Genomic DNA, 16,856 nt, shown 5'->3' on the forward strand with positions numbered 1-16,856 from the left:
TGTTCCAATTCGGTTTGCAATAAAGTTAGGCGTGTCCTTTGCTTCTACAACACCTTTTCCTAACACATCTTCACCAAATGTTTTCATAAACGATAAAACAGCCTTGTCAGTATCTTTTGTTGGAATGATTTCCAATAGCTTTAAATATCTCGGTGGGTTAAAGAAATGGGTGCCTAAAAAATGCTTTCTAAAGTCATCTGAACGACCTTCAGCCATTGCTTCTACTGAAATACCTGATGTATTTGAACTAATAATACTTCCTTGTTTTCTATGTTCATCAACCTGCGCAAACACTTGTTGTTTGACAGCTAAATTTTCAACAACAACTTCAATAATCCAATCAGCCTCTGACAATTGATTCATATCATCCTCAAAGTTACCGACCTTAATGAGTTCGAGGTTGCTCTTCACCGTAAGTGGTGCCGGCTTTTGTTTTAAAAGTTTTTGAACAGATGTTGATGCGATACGATTACGTACAGCTTTATCTTGTAATGTTAAACCTTTTTTTACCTCATCGTCATTTACCTCACGAGGCACTATATCTAATAGTAAGACAGGGATGCCGATATTTGCTAAGTGTGCTGCAATTCCTGAGCCCATCACTCCTGAACCTAACACAGCAGCTCTCTTAATTCGCTGGACCATTACATTTCCCCCTTATTTGAATGAATACTCATTCATTTTTCTCCCAAAAAAAATGAACCTTACGAATGAGCTCCTTTAATAATAATATAAAAGATTTTAAAAATTTGTTCAATAGATTTATCATATTTTTTACTAAATAATAAAATTCATCTTAGGAAAACCTAATTTAGCAGGGGGTGATACTTCATGGCACGTTTAAAAAAATCTCCATCAAAAGCAGGTGTTAGTGCTGCAAGTGTAAAAGGGAATGCTGGTCCTAATAACGAAAAGGCCGGTGGCGGTAAGCGCACTAGTCAAAATCAACAATACAAACAGCATAATATGGGCAGTGACAATATGTAAAAGTGTAAGTCTAAGGGGTCTGACATAGGTTGCAGGCCCCTTCTTAGTTTTCCAGTGGCTATTTCGCTTAGCGTTTAAAAATCCCCTTCAAAACAAACGCTACATTAGCAGGCCTTTCTGCCATTCTTCTCATAAAATATCCATACCAATCTGTCCCAAACGGTACATAGACACGCATTCGATATCCTTCTTTCACTAGATCTAATTGCTTTTCAGGTCTAATACCATACAGCATTTGAAACTCAAATTGATCCTTTGGTATCTTGTGTTGATCTACAAGCTCTTTTGTATAGTCAATCATAGTATCATCATGAGTTGCTACTGCTGTGTAATGTCCATTAAGTAGATGCATTTTAATAATTTTTTTAAAGTTCTCATCAACATCCTTTTTATCTGGAAAAGCAACATCTGATGATTCTTTGTAGGCACCCTTCACCAGCCTTAAGTTCGCCTCATAGCGACTTAATTCCTCAACATCCTGAACAGTGCGGTATAAATATGCTTGAACAACTGTCCCTACATGTTTATAATCCTTTTTCAATGTCTTAAAAATTTCGAGCGTTTTTTCACATCTTGAATGATCTTCCATATCAATTGTTACAAATACATCATACTTTTCAGCTGCTGTTAATATACGGCGCATATTCTTTAAAACTACTTCATCAGATATATCTAAACCCATAGAAGTAAGTTTAATTGAAATTTGTGATTTCAGCTGACTGGTTCCTATAGCTTCAATTGCTTTAATACAATGATCAGCTGTTTCTCTTGCTTCCTGCTCATCCTCAATAAATTCACCCAGGTAATCTAATGTCACATCAAGGCCTTTATGATTAAGATCCTGAATTACACCTTTTGCCAAATCAATTGTGTCACCAGCTACGAATCTTCCTGCTCCAAATCTTAGTCCATATTTTTTTGCAAGTTTAGTCAACGTCTTATTCTTGGATAAAAACATAAAAGAGTTTCGTAATAATTGTTCCACTTGAAAACCCTCCTTTTGCGTTCTTATTCCATATTCAGTCCATTTTTTAGTCAATTAGCTAAATGTAACCGCATTCATTATATAAGATTTAGTGGAATACATGTTATTTGCAAAATGACATATTGATTTATGTCTTATCAGATCTGTATTCCTCTTATCAATAGTATATGTTTTGAAGTTAAAATCGGTTAAGGATCTCTTTTCCGATTGCATAATACACTATTGGAGTGGAACGATAAAAGGGTATGAAATTGTAAGGAGGGTTATTGATGCAGCAGCAACAGCAATCAATGATGATGCAGCCACCTAATGTAATCACATCCAAAGACCAGCTCTACCTAACAGATATGCTTTCGTGGAATCTTTTAGCTATGAAAAAAGCCCACTTTTTTGCATCTCAATGTCAAAATCAAGAAGTTAAAAATCAATTCGAACAAGTTGGTCAAATGCACAATCAGCATTATCAAAAAATCTTATCACATTTACAATCTCAGCAGCCTTCATCAGGTGCTCAACTTCAGTAGGAGGTCATGTAAGTATGGATCGTAAAATTAGCAATGCAGAAACACAAGTGCAGGAAGGACCTATGATGAACGATCGTGATTTTGCAAATGATTTATTATCAACCGAAAAATATTTAACTTCTTCTTATTCAACTGCACTTAACGAAGCAAGTCATCAAGCACTATACCAGGATCTTTCTACAATATTTAATGAAACACAGCAGGCTCAAAGAGACCTCTATAATCTAATGTTTAAAAATGGATGGTATTCCCTAGAAGCCGCTGATACACAGAAACTTCAACAAGCATATCAAAAGTTTTCAACAACCATTCAGCAGCAATCTCCATATGGAAATACTCAATAATCTACAAAAGAAAAAAGCTCACTTCATAGGAGAAGATGAGCTTTTAATCCTTCTTGTTTATTTGACGAAACTGTTCATTTAGGTCCTTGATTTCTCCAATAATACTTTTTAAATCTTCTTTAGCTTCTGGATAGGTCGAGTTCCAATGTTTAGCTAGCGGTGGCATTGACTTGGAAATATGGGTGTACAATGCCCACATCTTTACTTTTTCTTTTAATTCATCAGATGATTCACCTAATAATAATTCTGTATATTTTTCAAGCAGCCCTTCAAACTGATCTTTTAATTGTTGCTCCATTGAACGTCACCTCCTCACTGAGTCATTGGTTGTTTACATTCAATTGGACATGTTTGACAGCGATCTCCGTTTTTTGAAGTAAAGTAAAATAAACAACAGGTGGAACGTTTTCTCACATTGTTTTTCTTTTCATGAAAATACATTGTTAGAGGATTTTTATTTGTTAGACCAAAAGCTTCAGCAGGCGCATGTAATATGACATATGAAAAGTCTTCCTTTACCTTTGACTTCATTTCATCTGAGATACCTTCATCCTCGAGTAAAGATTCGTACATCCAGAAAATGTAGATCGCAATATTTTCCCAAAGTATGGACTTTGACACTTTCGAAGCTTTGGATACGTTAGAAAGAATCATCGTAATATTTTCTTTGAATAAGGCTGTGATAACAGTTTCCCTCCAACTGTCTCGATCAGGATCTGGAGTTGTTACGACCAAGTCATTAAAGTAAAAGCTTGGTAACCAAATTGGATCATCATCATCTGTTTGAAGTGACAGGTTGTTAATGCTACTGTTTATTCCTTTATCGTAGCTGGTCATGCAATATAATACAAGTGCTGCCAAAAAGGCATATCTTTTTACTAACATAGACCCGATGACAGAGTGTTTATTTGTATTAAGCTTGTTTTGTAGTATCTCATCATAAAGAGCTGTTAGTTGTTTTTGTTGAAGTAATTCAATACCCTCAATGATTGAACCATTTGTTTTTCTCTCTAGTATAAGTCGGTATTTCGTTAATGATTCTAGTTCTTCTTTTGTTAATTCAGCCATTTAATACCCCAACTTCTTTTATAATACATCTTCCTCTTCCATGAGGTATGCAAAGAGGTGTTCCAAAAATAGGATCTACTGTAACTTCACAATTCATTTGAAATACATTTTGTACTAAACTGCAGGTAATTACTTCTTCAGGCTTTCCTTGTGCATAAACTTTTTTATCCTTTAACGCTACAAGATTATGGGCATAGCGACAAGCTAAATTTAAGTCATGAAGAACCATAACAATCGTACGATTTTCACGTTCATTTAATTCAAATAAAAGATCTAATATTTCGATCTGATGTGTCATATCTAAATAGGTTGTAGGTTCATCTAGCAGAATAATATCTGTTTGTTGCGCAAGAGTCATGGCAATCCATGCACGTTGTCGTTGCCCACCGGATAAAGAATCGACTGGTCTTTCCGCTAAATCCTCTAACCCTGTTGCTTTTAAGGCATTTGAAACAGCGTCTTCATCCTCCTTCGACCATTGCTTTAACCAGCTTTGATGTGGATATCTACCTTGTTTTACAAGCTGCAGTACGGTTAATCCTTCAGGTGCAATTGGACCTTGCGGAAGGATTGCCAATTGTTTTGCTACCTCTTTTGTAGGAAGTTTTGCAATAGAATTACCCTCAAGTAAAACTGAACCGTTTCTTGGTTTTAGCAGCCTTGCAATAGAACGCAGTAATGTTGATTTCCCACAACCGTTACTACCAATAAATACCGTAATTTCACCTTTGGGAATTTTCACATCTAACTCATTAATGATAATTGTATCTCCATAAGAAAGAGTGAGCGCATTTGTTTCAATTGCATCCATATAAATCGCTCCTTTTGTATGGCAAATCTAGTTTTTTTCACATGGCTTTAGCCAGAAATCTTACGCTTATGAGTTTCTTGTTTTATATAGTAAGTAAATAAAATATGGTGCACCGATTGCTGCAGTAAACACACCTGCTGGAACCTCTAAAGGAGAAAATAACGTTCTTCCAATTAAATCTGCTAACATAACAAGTATTGCACCAAGCAATGCAGAGACAGGCAATAAAGCGCCAAAGGAAGAGCCTACCATTCTCCTTGCCATATGAGGAGCCATTAAGCCAACAAACCCTATTACACCTGCAAAGGCTACCGATGCCCCTGTTAAGGCAGTCCCCAGTAATAAAAGAAAAAATCGGTTCCTTTGTACCAAGCTTCCCACACCTGTCGCCAGTTCATCACCGAGCTCTTGAATGTTCACATTTCGAACTGAAATCAAGCTAATTATTAATAAGATAAGAACAACAGGAAGTAATATGCGAACCTGTTCCCATGTTGCACCATACACTGTCCCTGTAATCCATACATTTGCTTGTGATGCTTGATATATTGGGCCCTTCACCATAAAAAGTGTAGTTAAAGACTGTGCTAGCATGGATAGCCCGATCCCAATAAGAACGAGTCGTACAGAAGAAGATCCATTCTTCCAAGAAAGGAAGTAAACAAGTATGCCTACGATGGTTGCCCCAATAAAGGCTGCAACAGGCATCCACTTAACACTTACAATCAATGAGTTGTTTCTATCGCTAAAAAGCATCAGGAAGCAAACAACACCAACTGCTCCTCCACCTGATATTCCAATAATATCTGGTGATGCTAATGGATTACGTATTAAACCCTGTAGTATCGCACCTGCTACTGCTAAGCTTATTCCAACTAATAAAGCAATAATAATACGAGGCAATCGAAATGAATAAATAAATAGTTCATCCATCTCTGTACCGAATCCAAACAAGGTTTTCAAAACATTAATAGGGGTAATAAAAACCTCTCCAATGCCTGTACTTAACATAAAAATTAAACATGTAATACCTAACAAAATACACGATATAAAAAATGCCCTTTTATCTATTAAAAAGGAGAGAAAGCCTGCTCCTAACCTTAATTTATAATATTTTTTCACTTTCCGAACCCCCTACGTGCAATATAAATAAAAAAGGGAGTTCCGATAAACGCTGTCATAACTCCTACTGGCACCTCTTCAGGCATAACAATATATCTTGCAAGAATATCTGCAAACACAAGGAGTGATCCTCCTAAAAAGGTACTAAAAGGGAGAATCCAGCGATAATCATTACCAACTAAAAATCGGGCGAAATGAGGAATAACAATTCCGATAAAAGCAATCGGTCCAGCAACAGCAACAGCTCCTCCCCCTAAAACAATAACAAGTAATGCTCCTATAAGCTTTACTACTCCTGTTCGCTGTCCTAATCCTTTTGCAACATCTTCCCCCATTGTTAACACATTTATTTTTTGTGAAAGAATCATACTTAATATAATGGCAGGTAAAACATAAGGAAGTACCATATACAATCCTTCCAACTTTCTACCTTGAATAGAGCCAGCTAACCAAAATAACACTTGATCAAGGGCCGCTTCGTTAACAACTAATAATCCTTGTGTAAGAGAAGAAAACAGTGCTGCCATTGCTGCACCTGCTAATGTTAACTTCATTGGAGTTAGCCCTTCCCTACCAAATGACCCGATAAAATAAACAATAAAAGCTGAAAAGGCTGCACCTGCAAAGGCAATCCAAATATAAGCCTGATATGAGTTAACATAAAACACTGAAACTGCTACAACAATAAAGAATCCTGCACCGGCATTTATTCCGAATACACTAGGAGATGCTAAAGGATTTTTTGTTAAGGCTTGCATAATAGCACCGGCTAGTGCAAGACTTGCTCCGACCACAGCCCCTATTAATGCTCGAGGTAATCGAACATCATACACAATAATATGTTCATTTGTACCATTAAAGTTAGTAAAAGCCTCATAGACCGTTTTTAAGCTTGTATCTGTATACCCAAATACAAGACTCCCACACATTAAAAAAATAAGTAACATGAATCCTAAAACTAAACCAACTGATTTTTGATAAGAAGATTTTAATAACATAGCTGCTCCTATAGTCTTACTTTTATTTCATAACAATCTTATCAAAAATTAATGATTTTGAAAATCATTTTCAATTAGATATTGACATTTGTCCTAATACCTTTTATCATTTTCGTTGTAAATGAAAACGATTATCAAATACAATGGAGGTTCAAACATGACAGCAACATCACGTAAATCTTGGTTATCATTATTTTTATTAAGCATGACTGTTCTTATTCTCGCAGCATGTGGTAATACCAATGAGGAAGCACCAGAAACGACAGAAGGATCAAATGATGCTCCTGTTGAAGAAACATATACAGTGGAACATGCAATGGGTTCAACTGAAATTACGGGTACTCCTGAGAAGGTTGTTATTTTAACAAATGAAGGAACAGAAGCATTATTATCTATGGGTGTTACACCAGTTGGTGCCGTACAATCTTGGTTAGGTGATCCTTGGTATGAACATATTACTGATAAAATGACAGATGTTGAAGTTGTTGGAACGGAAAGTGAAGTAAATGTGGAAGCAATTGCTGCTCTTAAACCAGATTTAATTATAGGTAACAAACTTCGCCAAGAAAAAATCTATGAGCAATTAAAAGCTATTGCACCTACAGTTTTCTCTGAAACTTTAAAGGGTGAATGGCAGGATAACTACAAATTATATGCTAAAGCATTGAACCGTGAAGATGAGGGTCAAAAAGTTATTGATGATTTTGAAGCTCGTATTGCCGAAATAAAAGAAACAGCTGGTGATAAAGTAAACCAAGAAGTATCTGTTGTTCGATTTATGGCAGGTAAAACTAGAATTTACTATAAAGACTCTTTCTCAGGAGTGATCTTAGAGAAGTTAGGGTTTGCACGTCCTGCAGTACTAGAGGAAGTATTCTCTGATAATCCGGAAGATCTATTTGCTCGTGAAGTAGGTAAGGAAGTTATTCCAAAAATGGATGGAGACATTTTATTCTACTTTACATATGCACCACCTGGTGATACTGAAGCAACAAAAACAGAAGAAGAATGGACAAAAGATCCACTTTGGCAAAACCTTGAAGTTGTAAAAGCAGAAAAAGCTTACAAAGTTGATGATGCTATCTGGAATACAGCTGGTGGGGTTCTTGCAGCTAACCTGCTATTAGATGATATTGAAGCAAAGCTTGCTGAATAATAAAGAGTGAAAGCGACTGACAATGTTAGTCGCTTTTTTTGTTTTTTCTAAAATGATTAGGGAAAAATAAAGGATATGACGTGAGAGAGGGTGAGGTACTTGCTTCAAGCAGCACTTTGGGGAGCGTTTGCTGGTTCACCTATTTTTTTCGGTGCATTAGTAGGTATCTTTACAAATCTCCCTAAAAAAATTACTGGATGGATTATGTCATTTGGGACTGGTGTGTTAATTGGAGCTGCTGCTTTTGAATTGTTAACAGAAGCTGTTAATGAAGGGGGTTTACAATCTACATCTATTGGTTTTCTAGTCGGTGCATTGATATTTACTTTATCTGAGGTTATTGTTTCCAAAAGAGGAGGAAGTGATCGAAAACGTTCAAAGAAGAGCAGTGAAAATCACTCTGGGATCACCATTTTCATTGGGACGATTATTGATGCGATTCCTGAATCTGTAATTATTGGTGTAAGCCTACTTGAGCAAGGAACAGTTAGCTACCTAATGGTTATCGCTGTCTTTATTAGCAATTTTCCTGAAGGATTATCAAGTACAGTTGGATTAAAAAAAGATGGTTATAGCAATAAGACAATTCTCACAATGTGGGTAATTGTTGTTTTTCTATCTTCTGTTAGTGCATTAATAGGCTACGGGTTGCTACAGAATACATCAGCAAATATTATTTCATTTATATCAGCTTTTGCAGCAGGAGGGATTTTTGCGATGGTTGCATCCACTATGATGCCCGAGGCCTTTGAAGAAGGCGGAGCCATTGTGGGTTTAATTGCATCTCTAGGTTTATTGAGTTCTCTATTTCTATCTCATTTATAGCTAAAAAATAAGAAAAAAACACTAATCAAAAGTGTAACGGGTTCTGTTTTGAAGTACAAAATACAAATTAACATTGCTTTTCGTATAGTCATTCGCACTATGATTAAAAAGCTTTTTTCAAGTAAATCAGCAAAGAAAAATGCTTGGAAACATTAATGCTCCAAGCATTTTTTATACCAAGATAAGTACCCGTTTAAGCAAATTTCCAACTCTTCGAGAATCGCATGGAAATAAGCTACTAAGCGGAGAAATTCCCCTTATTGAGAAAATAACATGAAAAATAGATTAAATAGACGGAAAGATTCCGCCTATTTAATCGAAAAAGACAAAAATGGACCATTTTACATTGCTTAACCGGAGAAATTCCGCTTATATCTCCAAACTGATTTCCATTCTTCATTCTAACCGGAAAAACTCCGCTTATTTATAAACTATTGGTTACTCAATTAAGGATAATCTGCTTTATTTATCCGCCTCTCAGACCATCATCCCCCCCTGATAGTTAAAATCATTTTTAGCACACCATTTGGAATAGCAATGAGCTTGCGAATTTTTATGCTGACAAATACTTATGTCACCATGTTAAAAATGGTTCGGAATTCTGGGCCTAGTTCCCTTCCATTTAATTAAACCCCATATATATCAATAAAAATAAGCAGTCTTATTCAGTAGCGAATAGGACTGCTTATTAGTTTGCTAATTTAGTTTTTGTATTCGGAAACCGAACCCGTTATCAAAAGTGACTAGTGGTTTTAATCATCCCGTTAAGATATCTTCCTGTGGATAACGGATTTTTTCTTTGGAAGGACTCGCGAGCGAGAACATTAACGTTAGCGGACCAATTTTCCCTAAAAACATAATAAAAATGATAATTTGTTTACCGGCAAACGTTAGCATGCCGGTTAATCCAGTTGAGAGACCGACTGTTCCAAAAGCTGAGACAACCTCAAACATAATATCCAGAAACGACGCTTCTTTCTCCGTGATATTTAATAGAAGAATTCCTAAAATGACAAAAACAATACTAATCATTGTGATAGCTAGTGCTTTTAAAATAAACGATGAATGGATTGTTCGTTTGGAAACAACTATATCATTTTTTCCTCTAAGAAATGTAACCGTTGCAAGTCCAATAACTAATGCAGTTGTTAGTTTGATTCCACCACCTGTGGAACCACTTCCTGCTCCGATAAACATTAAAATAATAATAAAAAAGATTGTTGTTTCATCTAAACCACCCATATCTATCGTGTTAAACCCAGCTGTTCGTGGTGAAACCGCCTGAAAATACGAAGCCCAAAGCTTATCACCCAGAGATAAATTACCTAGTGTTTGAGGGTTGCTGTATTCTACACAAAAGATAAAAAACATTGCAACAATGTTTAAGACCAATGTCCCTGTTAGCATTAATTTCGTATGTAGCGATAATTTTCTGTACGATCTTTTCTTCCATACATCAACGAGAACAGTAAAACCTATACCCCCGATAATAAATAGGAACGAAATAACAATATTTATGATTGGATCTCCAACATACTGAATTAAATTATCAGACCATAAAGCAAATCCGGCATTGTTAAAAGCTGATATAGCGTGAAAGAAGCTATAAAAAAGTCCTTTTGATAAACCATATTGCGGCACCCATCGTATTGCTAGAAACAACATGGCAATCATCTCAATAGTAATAGAAAAAATGAATAAGTACTTAACTAGCTTTATAATGCCACCTACTGAGGTTTGATTCAACGCATGCTGCATTAACAATCTTTCTTTTAGCCCTATTTTCTTTCCCAGCATGATAAAGATCAGCACAGCAAACGACATAATCCCAAGTCCGCCAACTTGTATTAAAAGAGCAATAATCAATTGACCAAATGTTGTAAAGGTTGTGCCTGGGTCAACCGTTGCTAATCCCGTCACTGTCATGGCCGACGTTGCAATAAACAAAGCATCAATCCATTTGATATGGTCATGTGTTGAAAATGGTAATTTTAAAAGTACTGTTCCAACCGTTATTGACACCACAAACACAACTATTAACAGCTGAGATGGATTTAGTTTAATAAATTTTTTCATGTTTACATCCCATACTCTTCGAAATCAACAATATCTTTATTTTTACCGATGATCAACAAAACATCTCCCAGCGTAATTTTCTCCTCAGCACCAGGTGAGACAAAAATTTCTTCCCCCCGTTGAATGCCGACAATATTACATCCATACTTTGAACGGATATCTAAATCTAAAAGTGTTTTATTACACAATTTTTTTGTAGCTACGACCTCAACCATACTGTACTCTCTTGATAATTCAATATAATCGATCATTTTTTCAGAAATAATATGATGGGCAATTCGTTTGGCCATATCTCTTTCAGGATGTATAACACGATTTACGCCAATTTTATCTAATACCTTTTGGTGGTAATCATTCTGCGCTTTTGCCCACACCTGCGGAATTCCTAATTCCTTTAAAATTAATGAAGTCAGAATACTTGCTTCAATATCATCACCAAATGATACAAATGCGTGATCCACATTTCGTACGCCTAACTGCTTTAGAATTGTTTCATCTATTGCGTTAGCTTTTACGGCATGCGTTGCATAGGCTGCATATTGCTGAACCTTTTCTTCACTTTTATCAATTGCAAGCACTTCAATCCCAAGCTCGTGAAACTCTTTCACGAGGCTTCCACCAAAACGTCCTAAACCAAATACAGCGAACTGCTTTCTCACCATAATTCCTTCTTTCAATATAAAAGTATAAAAGCTATTTTAGCTACCTTTATCGTTCAGTTAAGCTTGTAGCTGTCCATATTTTTGCACAAAAAAGACACAAAGGTACTGAACCCCTGTGTCTGTATTTAGGCACATGTTCATCCCTTCAACGCTGACGAGGTTAGCTGTCGGATTCGGGCAAAAGAGAATAGCCCTACAAACGCAAAAAACGTTTGATTCACCCCAAGTCATGTCTGACATCTTTCATGGGTCCCCCGCTCCTACTTATAGGATTAAGCGATTATTAATACTCTATTCGGTTTTTATGTTATTTCTATAAAAACTAGCATAAGCAAAAACTTAACGATTATGAATGTTATCTTACTCCTCTAAGTATTTGATCGTAAAGTATTAATTTTTGCTTAAAAAGACGAAATTGGAATAAAAAAACCCATTTAACCGCTTACACACCATTTTTACTTAGTCGCGCTTTTTATTTCGCATTTCTACATCCACCTATCAAAATAAAAAAGAGACAATCCAAATGGTTGTCTCCTTTTGCTTATTCTTTATTGTTTTTAACCGAAGAGTCGTCATCATCGATTAGACCCTTTGTTGCATTTTTAAATTCTCTTAATGTTTTACCAGCAGCTTTACCAAGTGCAGGTAATTTGTTTGGTCCAAATAATAATAGTGCGACAAAGATAATGAGAAAAATTTCTCCAAAGCCTAAGTTCATTATCGAACACTTCTTTCTAAAAGAATGATAGAAACTTCTACTAAATTATAATGGAATGCTTGGGAGAAAGCAAAATAGATTTAAGATGTTTTTCTCACTTGCACATAGAAAAATACTGATAAAAACAAAGCTAAAAATAACGAAGTGGGAACAAGAAGGAGCAGATGCTTATTTCCACTTTCTTTCTTTTTCACTTCTTCTGGTACTACAACTTCACTATCCATTTTTTGATTGGTTTCTACGCTTTTTATTTTTGTAAGCGGAATCTTTTTAATAGATCTGCCGTTGTCTCCGTTCATTTCAAGTTCACCGGTCGAAATGACTTCTTTCGTAATGGTTTCTCCTAAACGCTTTGTAACGTACTCATCTTGATTAAGCATATATATGTTATTTAAGTTATCTGTAAATTGTTCATTTGCCATAACCTTTTCAGTTTCAAAATTCTGGAACCCATAATCGAGCAATGTTTTTGTATCTTCATATGCCTGATTATCTGACATAGCATTTAATGTAACAGCTATTAAACTAATTTTTTCACGGGTTGCCGTTGTGACTAGGGTAAATCCTGATTCCTGTACAAATCCATTTTTACCACCAGAAATACCTTCATACTCTTTATCTCGAACCATTTCATGATGATTAACAATGGTTGTATCCCAAGTTTGACCGTCCCAAGCTAACTCACTAGTTTGAAAAATTCCCATAAATGTTTCATTTTTCATGGCATATTGAGTGATTTTTGCCATATCCTCAGCAGTTGTCATGTGTTCTGGATCATAAAGTCCATGAGGATTTTTAAATGTTGTGTGCTGTACGCCAATTTCCTCTTTTAAATAGGAATTAAAATCAGGAATAAACTCATCAATCGATCCACTTAAATGTTCAGCTATTGCTACACCTGCATCATTTCCAGAATTAATAACCAGACCTTGAATTAATTTCATTAAAGGAACCTGTTCACCAACCTCTAGGTATACACGTGTACCATCCACATTTCTAGCATTCTCACTAACTGTTACCATATCTTCTAAATGACCTTTTTCAATTGCATAGATCGCTGTTGCAATTTTCGTAATGCTGGCAGGCGCCATTTGTACCTGACTATTTTTTTCATATAGTGTTTGACCTGACTGGGCATCTAGTAGAATGACTGATTCGCTATAAAGTGGTAAATCTTGAGTCTCTATGGCATGAATACTATTTGGTATAAAGATTGTCCATACTAACAGAATGAAAAAAACATGTTTTATTTTGTTTTTTATCATGTTGTTACTCCTATCAAATTTAGTTCTATTCCATATTAGCATAACAAGACAAAGATTAAGAGAGCAATGTAAGGTTTTAGTAATTGATTCTTTATTATTGACTCTTTTAAAAAGACAGTATATACTTCAAAACTGACGAACGTAAGGAAGGTTGATTATGATGTCAGCAATTGAAATAAAACAGTCTGGTATTCAACAATTTGCTCAGCATGGTTATGATGGTACCTCACTATCATTAATTGCAAATGACGTTGGAATAAAAAAACAATCCATTTATTCTCATTTCGCAAACAAAGATGAATTATTTCTGACCATCTTAGATGAGGTTATTGAAGATGAGAAAAACTATATTCGCAACTACTTTTTAGAAAATGAAAAACTTGAATTAAGATCGAAACTTTATCATTTTTTGATAAATAGTTGTCAGCGGTATGAAAGAGAAGCTTCTATGAAATTTTTATTAAGAAACGGTTTTTTACCTCCTTCCCATTTACATGAGAAAGTGATGGAAATCCTTTATACCTATTATGATGAAGTTGAATTAATCGTTTTGAATCATTTACAAAGCCATCAGCCCGAATTAGTTTTTCCAATTAAAGAGGTGGCTGTTTCATATATCGGCCTATTTGATTCTTTGTTAGTCGAACTTCTATATGGTGGATTCGAACGTTTCCAGCGACGATTAAATGCTTGTTGGAATATTTACTGGAAAGGTATATCCAGCTAGAGGAGGATAAGACATATGAGTAAAAATTGGTTTCTTGTTTATTTTGCTGTTATTTTTGAAGTTAGTTGGGTAACCGGGTTAAAACATGCAAACAATACCCTAGCATGGATCATGACTGTCATATCAATTCTTATTAGTTTTTATCTATTGATTCAAGCAACGAAGCAATTGCCGATTAGCACCGTTTATGCGGTTTTCACGGGATTAGGAGCTACTGGAACTGTTATTATAGAACTTCTGTTTTTTAGTCATGAAATAAACTGGGTTAAAGTCGGACTTTGCGCAATCTTAATTGCTGGGGTTGTTGGCCTTAAAATGGTTACGGACGATCACCAAACTCCTTCTTCGAAAGGAGAGGTTTAATGATGGAATGGTTTTTCCTTATTTTGGCAGGTCTTTGTGAGGTTGCTGGTGTTGCGGCGATTTCCCGATTTAATAATCATAAAAATTTACTTAATGCTCTTTTTCTAGCTTTAGGCTTTGGAACTAGCTTTTTGTTTCTGACCATAGCTATGCAAACTATTTCAATGGGAACAGCTTATGCTGTTTGGACAGGGATTGGAACAGTAGGCAGTACATTATTCGGTATCTTCTTTTTAGGGGAGCCTGCTGGCTGGAAAAGATTATTATTTATCTCAATGATCATTTCAGCCACAATTGGTCTGAAATTTATACCGTCATAGTCATAGTCTATTGGAAAAACTTGGCTTATCGCCAAGTCCTAATGGTGAAAGCCTTAGTTTTCCTTATCCTATTATCCATAAAGTTATATAAAATTGGCAGTGCATCAGATGCACTGCCTTACCTTTACCTTCTAGGTTTCGTTGGATCACAATTTGGCTTTTCTGTATTTGAAGCTTCTGCAACCTTCATTAAGTAATAGCATTCTTCCCTCATCATATGATCAGCCATTAATGGTGAAAATGTACTGAGCATTTCATTATTTAATTCCATTTCTTCTATTTCCGCTAAAAATCCTCTAAATAATTCAATTTCCAGCTTTACCTCTTTATTCATTTTGGATAGTGCTGGAAAAGAGTCAACATTTGCTCGTAAATAGCCTGATAATTCTACTGCTTTTAAATAAAAGTCCTCAAAGTCTTTTGTAAAAACATCACTCTTTTGCTTTAATTGCTTTTCAGCTCTGTCTAATGTGTCTGAAATAGCTCCTGCATGACCTGCGGCATCTAACAACCACAATAAATGGTGATGAAGCTCATGAAAAATTGGCGGCTTTTCCTTCTTTTCCAAATAAGAAAGAACCAATAAATATTCCTCAAGCTCATTGACCATATGATTAATAAATGAAGGTGGAAGATGTATGTTAATTTTTCCAACGAGATGCCTTTCAATGATGGAGAGCTTAAACTCACGAAGCTCTTTTGCATATTCTTCAGCTTCTAATGTTAAGGCTACAAAGTTAGTTTGTTCTCTTGATTTATTTAATAATGTGTCAAATATATCTTGATATTGCATTGCCTTCTTAATATCCTCCTGCTCATTTACTGACAAAGCATTTAGAATAAACCGGGCATGATCTCCAAGAACTTGTAGCCAAAACTGATGTTCAAATGCTGCCGCTTGCTCATATGTTTTCATCTTCAGCCTCCCCTTTTGTTATTCCTTAAACTTTATGACTAAAGGGCTCGTATTAGTAAATAAACATGAAAAAAATCAGGTATATCCTCCTTGATGCAGAATATACATAACCATGTTCATACCAAATAATGAGGAGGGTTTCTTCATGTTTTATCACATCAAGGAACTACAATACAATGCGAAACCCGAGCGTCCAGATCCAGTTTATGCAAAAAAGCTTCAGGAAATTTTAGGTGGTCAATTTGGAGAGATATCAGTTGCGATGCAATACTTATTTCAAGGTTGGGGAACAAGATGTCCTGGTAAATATAAAGACATGATTTTAGATATTGGAACTGAAGAACTTGCACATGTAGAAATGCTTGCTGTTATGATTGGAAGATTACTTGATAATGCTCCACTCAAAGACCAAGAAGAAGCTGCAAAAGATCCAGTTATTGAAGCTGTTCTTGGGGGAATGAATCCACAGCATGCGATTGTTTCAGGTCTTGCGGCAATGCCTTCCGATAGTGTTGGGAACAGATGGACAGCCGACTATATTATTGCCAGTGGTAACTTATTAGCTGATTTTAGAGCTAACTTAAATGCTGAGTCACAAGGTAGACTTCAAGCTGTACGTTTATACGAAGCAACAGATGACCGTGGTGTTAAGGATATGCTGTCATTTTTAATAGCCCGAGATCGAATGCACCAAAATCAATGGTTGGCTGCGATTGCTGAGTTAGAGGCTAAGGAAGGAAAAACTGTACCTAGCACATTCCCTATTAATCTTGAAGCACAGCAATTTTCTTATAAATTTATGAATCTATCAAGAGGAGAAGAGAGTGCTAAGGGACGTTGGGCAAGCGGTCCTAGTATGGATGGTCAAGGTGTATTTGAATACGTTCAACACCCACAGCCACATGCACCAAAACCAATTCCACGTCCAGCACCACCTGTTTATCATGACACTCCTCCAGGAGCTTGTTAAAAAAAATGAGGCAATCGGT

The 16,856-nt window shown here is 35.8% G+C and carries 21 protein-coding genes and 1 riboswitch; of the genes, 9 read left to right on the plus strand and 12 right to left on the minus strand.

All coding sequences use genetic code 11. The features are described 5' to 3' along the window. On the minus strand, nt 1–645 hold a 645-nt coding region (locus tag ACEWK1_RS10775), incomplete at its 3' end, for a 3-hydroxyacyl-CoA dehydrogenase family protein (protein WP_416636222.1). A 186-nt stretch (nt 646–831) separates the two neighbouring features. Between ACEWK1_RS10775 and ACEWK1_RS10780 the strand changes: the two genes are divergently transcribed. Next, nucleotides 832–987 carry a YuzL family protein gene (locus ACEWK1_RS10780; RefSeq protein WP_098796428.1) on the plus strand — a complete coding sequence of 52 codons (156 nt, stop codon included), beginning with the start codon at nt 832–834 and terminating at the stop codon, nt 985–987. Nucleotides 988–1,054: 67 nt separating this feature from the next. Here the strand turns inward: ACEWK1_RS10780 and ACEWK1_RS10785 are convergent, their stop codons facing one another. Next, complete coding sequence (locus ACEWK1_RS10785) at nt 1,055–1,972, minus strand: proline dehydrogenase family protein (protein ID WP_121663339.1); 918 nt, start codon at nt 1,970–1,972, stop codon at nt 1,055–1,057. Between the two features lie 269 nt (nt 1,973–2,241). Here ACEWK1_RS10785 and ACEWK1_RS10790 point away from each other — a divergent pair, with 269 nt between their 5' ends. Together ACEWK1_RS10790 and ACEWK1_RS10795 are read left to right on the plus strand one after the other, a co-directional pair. Beyond that, nucleotides 2,242–2,496, plus strand: coding sequence for a hypothetical protein (locus ACEWK1_RS10790; protein WP_251402841.1), 255 nt, complete (start codon nt 2,242–2,244; stop codon nt 2,494–2,496). 14 nt (nt 2,497–2,510) lie between these two features. After that, nucleotides 2,511–2,840, plus strand: a complete 330-nt coding sequence (locus ACEWK1_RS10795; RefSeq protein ID WP_098796425.1) for a spore coat protein — start codon at nt 2,511–2,513, stop codon at nt 2,838–2,840. Nucleotides 2,841–2,883: 43 nt separating this feature from the next. On the opposite strand, the gene ACEWK1_RS10800 is transcribed toward ACEWK1_RS10795, so the two are convergent. The 5 genes from ACEWK1_RS10800 to ACEWK1_RS10820 are packed head-to-tail and all read right to left on the minus strand — an operon-like array spanning nt 2,884 to nt 6,839. Further along, complete coding sequence (locus tag ACEWK1_RS10800) at nt 2,884–3,138, minus strand: YusU family protein (protein WP_251402844.1); 255 nt, start codon at nt 3,136–3,138, stop codon at nt 2,884–2,886. 14 nt (nt 3,139–3,152) lie between these two features. Beyond that, the gene (locus ACEWK1_RS10805) at nt 3,153–3,908 is read right to left on the minus strand and encodes an IucA/IucC family C-terminal-domain containing protein (RefSeq protein ID WP_416636223.1); all 756 of its coding nucleotides are present in this window, start codon (nt 3,906–3,908) and stop codon (nt 3,153–3,155) included. Next, on the minus strand, nt 3,901–4,725 hold the full coding sequence (locus ACEWK1_RS10810; protein WP_098796422.1) for an ABC transporter ATP-binding protein: 825 nt from the start codon (nt 4,723–4,725) through the stop codon (nt 3,901–3,903). Before ACEWK1_RS10810 ends, ACEWK1_RS10805 begins: the two co-directional genes overlap by 8 nt. Nucleotides 4,726–4,785: 60 nt before the next feature. Then, a complete protein-coding gene (locus ACEWK1_RS10815) occupies nt 4,786–5,841 on the minus strand; it encodes a FecCD family ABC transporter permease (protein WP_416636224.1) in 1,056 nt (351 codons plus the stop codon). Beyond that, on the minus strand, nt 5,838–6,839 hold the full coding sequence (locus tag ACEWK1_RS10820; RefSeq protein ID WP_121663340.1) for a FecCD family ABC transporter permease: 1,002 nt from the start codon (nt 6,837–6,839) through the stop codon (nt 5,838–5,840). The genes ACEWK1_RS10815 and ACEWK1_RS10820 overlap by 4 nt, the downstream gene beginning before the upstream one ends. A 157-nt stretch (nt 6,840–6,996) precedes the next feature. On the opposite strand from ACEWK1_RS10820, the gene ACEWK1_RS10825 reads away from it, so the two are divergent. Both ACEWK1_RS10825 and ACEWK1_RS10830 read left to right on the plus strand, forming a co-directional pair. Continuing rightward, the gene (locus ACEWK1_RS10825; RefSeq protein WP_121663341.1) at nt 6,997–7,995 is read left to right on the plus strand and encodes an ABC transporter substrate-binding protein; all 999 of its coding nucleotides are present in this window, start codon (nt 6,997–6,999) and stop codon (nt 7,993–7,995) included. Nucleotides 7,996–8,094: 99 nt separating this feature from the next. Beyond that, entirely contained in the window at nt 8,095–8,820 is a 726-nt protein-coding gene (locus ACEWK1_RS10830; RefSeq protein ID WP_251402938.1) for a ZIP family metal transporter, read from the plus strand. Nucleotides 8,821–9,576: 756 nt separating this feature from the next. Here ACEWK1_RS10830 and ACEWK1_RS10835 read toward each other — a convergent pair. The 4 genes from ACEWK1_RS10835 to ACEWK1_RS10850 form a co-directional block, all read right to left on the minus strand. Then, nucleotides 9,577–10,896 carry a TrkH family potassium uptake protein gene (locus tag ACEWK1_RS10835; RefSeq protein ID WP_251402850.1) on the minus strand — a complete coding sequence of 440 codons (1,320 nt, stop codon included), beginning with the start codon at nt 10,894–10,896 and terminating at the stop codon, nt 9,577–9,579. A 2-nt stretch (nt 10,897–10,898) separates the two neighbouring features. Further along, on the minus strand, nt 10,899–11,555 hold the full coding sequence (locus tag ACEWK1_RS10840; protein WP_121663344.1) for a potassium channel family protein: 657 nt from the start codon (nt 11,553–11,555) through the stop codon (nt 10,899–10,901). Between the two features lie 137 nt (nt 11,556–11,692). After that, a riboswitch (cyclic di-AMP (ydaO/yuaA leader) is annotated at nt 11,693–11,847 on the minus strand. A gap of 252 nt (nt 11,848–12,099) precedes the next feature. Next, nucleotides 12,100–12,276 (minus strand): twin-arginine translocase TatA/TatE family subunit, encoded by a 177-nt coding sequence (locus ACEWK1_RS10845; RefSeq protein WP_121663346.1) that lies wholly within the window; start codon nt 12,274–12,276, stop codon nt 12,100–12,102. Between the two features lie 80 nt (nt 12,277–12,356). Further along, entirely contained in the window at nt 12,357–13,541 is a 1,185-nt protein-coding gene (locus ACEWK1_RS10850) for a D-alanyl-D-alanine carboxypeptidase family protein (RefSeq protein WP_251402852.1), read from the minus strand. A gap of 157 nt (nt 13,542–13,698) precedes the next feature. Here ACEWK1_RS10850 and ACEWK1_RS10855 point away from each other — a divergent pair, with 157 nt between their 5' ends. Genes ACEWK1_RS10855 through ACEWK1_RS10865 form a run of 3 tightly spaced genes read left to right on the plus strand, consistent with a single transcriptional unit; the run spans nt 13,699 to nt 14,951 of the window. Further along, complete coding sequence (locus ACEWK1_RS10855; RefSeq protein WP_251402855.1) at nt 13,699–14,268, plus strand: TetR/AcrR family transcriptional regulator; 570 nt, start codon at nt 13,699–13,701, stop codon at nt 14,266–14,268. Nucleotides 14,269–14,283: 15 nt separating this feature from the next. Continuing rightward, nucleotides 14,284–14,631 carry a DMT family transporter gene (locus ACEWK1_RS10860; RefSeq protein WP_251402857.1) on the plus strand — a complete coding sequence of 116 codons (348 nt, stop codon included), beginning with the start codon at nt 14,284–14,286 and terminating at the stop codon, nt 14,629–14,631. 2 nt (nt 14,632–14,633) lie between these two features. Continuing rightward, the gene (locus ACEWK1_RS10865) at nt 14,634–14,951 is read left to right on the plus strand and encodes a DMT family transporter (protein WP_121665090.1); all 318 of its coding nucleotides are present in this window, start codon (nt 14,634–14,636) and stop codon (nt 14,949–14,951) included. Between the two features lie 124 nt (nt 14,952–15,075). Here ACEWK1_RS10865 and ACEWK1_RS10870 read toward each other — a convergent pair whose 3' ends face one another. Beyond that, complete coding sequence (locus tag ACEWK1_RS10870) at nt 15,076–15,867, minus strand: DUF2935 domain-containing protein (protein WP_251402859.1); 792 nt, start codon at nt 15,865–15,867, stop codon at nt 15,076–15,078. A gap of 145 nt (nt 15,868–16,012) precedes the next feature. Here ACEWK1_RS10870 and ACEWK1_RS10875 point away from each other — a divergent pair, with 145 nt between their 5' ends. Further along, the gene (locus tag ACEWK1_RS10875; protein WP_416636225.1) at nt 16,013–16,837 is read left to right on the plus strand and encodes a manganese catalase family protein; all 825 of its coding nucleotides are present in this window, start codon (nt 16,013–16,015) and stop codon (nt 16,835–16,837) included. Nucleotides 16,838–16,856 lie beyond the last annotated feature (19 nt).

It is taken from the genome of Metabacillus sp. YM-086 (assembly GCF_048059995.1).
Classification (GTDB): domain Bacteria; phylum Bacillota; class Bacilli; order Bacillales; family Bacillaceae; genus Metabacillus; species Metabacillus litoralis_B.

Excerpts from the sequence above, each read along its gene's own strand:
- ACEWK1_RS10780 (WP_098796428.1), top strand. The coding sequence starts at position 832 with ATGGCACGTTTAAAAAAATCTCCATCAAAAGCAGGTGTTAGTGCTGCA.
- ACEWK1_RS10790 (WP_251402841.1), top strand. The coding sequence starts at position 2,242 with ATGCAGCAGCAACAGCAATCAATGATGATGCAGCCACCTAATGTAATC.
- ACEWK1_RS10795 (WP_098796425.1), top strand. The coding sequence starts at position 2,511 with ATGGATCGTAAAATTAGCAATGCAGAAACACAAGTGCAGGAAGGACCT.
- ACEWK1_RS10800 (WP_251402844.1), bottom strand. The coding sequence starts at position 3,138 with ATGGAGCAACAATTAAAAGATCAGTTTGAAGGGCTGCTTGAAAAATAT.
- ACEWK1_RS10805 (WP_416636223.1), bottom strand. The coding sequence starts at position 3,908 with ATGGCTGAATTAACAAAAGAAGAACTAGAATCATTAACGAAATACCGA.
- ACEWK1_RS10820 (WP_121663340.1), bottom strand. The coding sequence starts at position 6,839 with ATGTTATTAAAATCTTCTTATCAAAAATCAGTTGGTTTAGTTTTAGGA.
- ACEWK1_RS10825 (WP_121663341.1), top strand. The coding sequence starts at position 6,997 with ATGACAGCAACATCACGTAAATCTTGGTTATCATTATTTTTATTAAGC.
- ACEWK1_RS10835 (WP_251402850.1), bottom strand. The coding sequence starts at position 10,896 with ATGAAAAAATTTATTAAACTAAATCCATCTCAGCTGTTAATAGTTGTG.
- ACEWK1_RS10845 (WP_121663346.1), bottom strand. The coding sequence starts at position 12,276 with ATGAACTTAGGCTTTGGAGAAATTTTTCTCATTATCTTTGTCGCACTA.
- ACEWK1_RS10850 (WP_251402852.1), bottom strand. The coding sequence starts at position 13,541 with ATGATAAAAAACAAAATAAAACATGTTTTTTTCATTCTGTTAGTATGG.
- ACEWK1_RS10855 (WP_251402855.1), top strand. The coding sequence starts at position 13,699 with ATGATGTCAGCAATTGAAATAAAACAGTCTGGTATTCAACAATTTGCT.
- ACEWK1_RS10860 (WP_251402857.1), top strand. The coding sequence starts at position 14,284 with ATGAGTAAAAATTGGTTTCTTGTTTATTTTGCTGTTATTTTTGAAGTT.
- ACEWK1_RS10865 (WP_121665090.1), top strand. The coding sequence starts at position 14,634 with ATGGAATGGTTTTTCCTTATTTTGGCAGGTCTTTGTGAGGTTGCTGGT.
- ACEWK1_RS10870 (WP_251402859.1), bottom strand. The coding sequence starts at position 15,867 with ATGAAAACATATGAGCAAGCGGCAGCATTTGAACATCAGTTTTGGCTA.
- ACEWK1_RS10875 (WP_416636225.1), top strand. The coding sequence starts at position 16,013 with ATGTTTTATCACATCAAGGAACTACAATACAATGCGAAACCCGAGCGT.